The organism is Bacillus sp. LL01 (assembly GCF_001037965.1).
Window position 1 is genome coordinate 1 of record NZ_LFEL01000216.1, and the last position, 3735, is coordinate 3735.

The following is a 3735-nucleotide window of genomic DNA, read 5'->3' on the forward strand; positions in this document are numbered from 1 at the left end:
GCAATGACTTTAATCATCGCAATCTCTTTTTTAGCTACTTTGTTTCCAACGGTATCCATCATTGCTGCAGCCTTTAATGTAAGAAGCCTCGCTTGTTCAATTTCTATACGAGAGGTTGCAATCCACTCTTGAACGACTCCTTGTTTTGTTAAAGGTTTGCCAAATGGAGCACGCTCAGTTGCTCGCTCGCACATTAGTTCAAGCGCTCGCTCAGCAGCACCGATGGTTCRCATACAATGATGAATTCGACCAGGTCCAAGTCGCCCTTGAGCAATCTCGAAGCCACGTCCTTCACCTAGTAGTAAATTCGAAACAGGGACTCTCACATCCGTAAATTCAATTTCTGCGTGGCCATGAGGAGCATGATCATAACCGAACACTGGTAGCATTCGCTTGATTTGTACTCCTTTTGTGTCCATTGGAACGATAATCATCGATTGTTGGTTATGCCTATCGGCGGTTGGATTGGTCTTCCCCATTAATATGAGCAATTTACATCTTGGATCTCCAGCACCTGATGACCACCATTTGCGACCATTGATTACATATTCATCGCCATCGCGTTGTATGTCTATTGATATATTCGTTGCATCAGAAGAAGCCACATCTGGTTCAGTCATCGCAAAAGCGGAGCGAATCTCCCCTTCAAGCAAAGGTCGCAACCATTTCTCTTTATGCTCCTTAGTCCCGTAACGAACAAGAACTTCCATATTCCCTGTATCTGGTGCATTACAATTAAAAACTTCGGGTGCAATAAACGAACGTCCCATGATCTCGCATAGCGGAGCATACTCTAAATTCGTTAGCCCAGCACCTTCTTTTGCATCGGGCAAGAATAAATTCCACAAGCCTGCTTCCTTTGCTTTTGCTTTTAATTCCTCCATAATTTCGGGGTTTCCTGCAAATCGATCAGGCATTTGATTCAATTGATCTTCAAATAGTTTCTCGTTTGGATAAATATATTCTTCCATAAATACAGTCAAATCACGTTGTAAGCGCTTAACTTTTTCACWATAAAAAAATCCCATATCCACCATTCCTCCCTACGATTCGACAAACTTACTAACCAGTCAGTATGTTACGTTCATAAAAAAGGGCAACTTGCAATCTACTGAATCACCTACCTATGTATCATAGAGTTGGTCTTATTACTAACTATACCTAAAACTATCTGAACATTCAATCATTAAATCTACTTTTTTTCTGTCATGACTAGAGATGTTTGTCCATAAGGTGAGAAAGAGRTGATTTATTTGTTCAAAGAACTATTCTCCTTATTCGCCGTTTTCATTGCTCTTTTTCTCTTTGGAATGGTGATTATGCGCGCTGGATTATTACCACTTGGTGGAGAAATTTTTCAACGAAATGTWCATCGCTTTACAGATAAAGCATGGAAAGGAATGTTAATTGGAACAATTGCTRCAGCTATGCTTCAGAGTAGTTCAGCGGTACTTGTGATGACGGTTGGCCTTGTGGCAGCGAATTTATTAACCTTCAGACAATCAATTGGCATCATCCTTGGTGCTAATATCGGCACAACCATTACGACAGAAATCCTTACATTTGACCTTTCTCATATTATTATTCCTTTACTGCTAACTGGATTGATTGCTTTATTTATCCCAAAGAAGAAGGCATTCAGTATTGGCTGTTTCACCTTTGGACTTGCTTGTATTTTTATAGCGATGGATGGGCTTGAATCGCTTGCTTATCCTCTAGCTAGCCTGCCCTCTGTGCATACGTTATTTGAATTTACAAATAGCCATTCACTCACTGGTGTCGCTATTGGCGCTGCTCTAACTGGCCTCGTTCAATCGAGTACGGCCACAACAGCGATAGCAATGGGGTTTATGAGCGATCACCTCCTAACATTAAAATCAGGGATTGCCATTATGCTTGGAGCCAATATTGGAACATGCATCACAGCGTTCATCGCTACCATCGGAGCAAGTAAACATGCTAAGCTAGTTGCTTTTGCTAACATCTGGTTAAACCTCCTCGGTGTCATTGTGTTTTTACCTTTAATGGATGTCTTAGTACAAATCGTTACAGCGATGACGGATGATTCGATGCAGCAACTTGCTCATTCGAGTGTCATCTTTAATACCATTTGTTCGGTTATTATGCTTCCATTTGCCAAAGCATTTGCTAGAGGAGTCGAATGGTTGCATTCTAAAAACTCATCGTATTATTAAGGAAATACGTGAACAGCCAATAGCTGCTCACGTTTTCTTTTTCTTATAGAAAAACTACAAGTAGCCTGATTTTCCTTGTACAGAAACGTCAATAAATCTAGGAAACATACCCTCACTATTTACCTAGTAAATTAACAGTGTTATTATTCAGATTAGAACAGGAAATTTTCTAGTCTTCAAGGTGTCCTTGGTTCACTTGGTAATTTAGGTGGAGCGGGTGGTGTTGTTGAAGGCGAAGAGTAATGAAATGAAATTTCCCCTTGACTTTTGTGTCAAGGGCTTCCTTACTTTTACTATAGAAGATGGAACGCTAAGAGCATATGCATTTTCCTCTTTAAYTAGAAAAGGCTTCTGCTATTAGTTCATAGGAACGTGCTCGGTCCTCATACCGATGTGTGATTGTGATTATCATCATCTCATCGACTTTATATTGAGCTTGCAGTCGTTCTAGCTGGTCTCTTACTTCTTCTGGATTTCCAATGATCATTTTTTCGCTCTTGTTATTCCTCTCCACTTCACTAAAAGGATAGGTTCTCACTTCCTCTAATGAAGGTATTCCTGCTCTTCCTTCTCCTTCTGCCAGTTGGCTCTTCCAAAGGTGACTACTTAATGCTAGCTCCTCTGCTTTTTCGGTCGTTTCTGCACAAATAGCTGATACACAAAGGATTGATTGAGGTTGTTCTAGTTTCTCATTCGCCTGGAAATTTTCTTCATATTTCTTTATGATGCTTGCCCCGTCCTTTTCACTCATAAAATGTCCAAAGGCATAAGGCGTGCTATTCTCTGCAGCAAGAATGGCGCTTTTCTCACTTGTTCCTAATATCCACGGCACAGGGGCAATAGCGGGTAGCGGTGAGGCCGAAACTTTTGAATACATATGATCAGAGGAAAAGTCATTTCGTAAAAATTGCACTAGTTCTTTTGTGGCTTCAGGCATCTTTTTTACGCCTTCTAAATAGTTATCCGACAAAGCCATTGTTGCTTCCGCAGAACCACCAGGAGCTCTGCCAATACCTAGGTCAATGCGTCCAGGGAATAGCGTGGCAAGCAGATTGTATGTCTCGGCAATTTTATATGGTTTATAGTGAGGAAGAAGCACTGCCCCGGAACCGATGCGAATCTTAGAAGTCTGAGCACCAATATAACTAAGCATCACTTCAGGAGCTGGACATGCTAATGCGGGAAAATCGTGATGCTCAGCAATCCAGTACCGCTCATACCCTAGTTTTTCTGCAGTTTGTGCAAGATTCAATGAGGCCACTAATGCATCTCTAGGGGTCTTGCCAGCTGAGATCGGTGCTTGGTCTAATATACTTAATTTCATAAATACCCTTCTTTCCACAGAGATACTTTCCGGAGAACTTTATAACATAGTTTCTAGGGATTATTATAAATGATCGAGAGACAAACCAGTGTTTGACTACCATTCCTCTCTCTTGTTAGAAATAGTTATTAGCATATACAAAAACCCTAACCACCTATGAGCAGGTAATTAGGGCTTCTTAGATGTTGAAACTATTTAACTGGACCATCCCATGAG

Annotated in this window: 3 protein-coding genes; 1 reads left to right on the forward strand and 2 read right to left on the reverse strand. The window is 40.9% G+C overall.

The genetic code is table 11. The annotated features are described in order from the left end of the window. On the reverse strand, nt 1-1028 hold a 1028-nt coding region (locus AB685_RS28205), incomplete at its 3' end, for an acyl-CoA dehydrogenase family protein (protein ID WP_047973922.1). Nucleotides 1029-1253: 225 nt separating this feature from the next. Between AB685_RS28205 and AB685_RS28210 the strand changes: the two genes are divergently transcribed. After that, entirely contained in the window at nt 1254-2195 is a 942-nt protein-coding gene (locus tag AB685_RS28210; protein WP_047973923.1) for a Na/Pi symporter, read from the forward strand. 334 nt (nt 2196-2529) lie between these two features. On the opposite strand, the gene AB685_RS28215 is transcribed toward AB685_RS28210, so the two are convergent. Further along, complete coding sequence (locus AB685_RS28215; RefSeq protein WP_047973924.1) at nt 2530-3519, reverse strand: LLM class flavin-dependent oxidoreductase; 990 nt, start codon at nt 3517-3519, stop codon at nt 2530-2532. Nucleotides 3520-3735 lie beyond the last annotated feature (216 nt).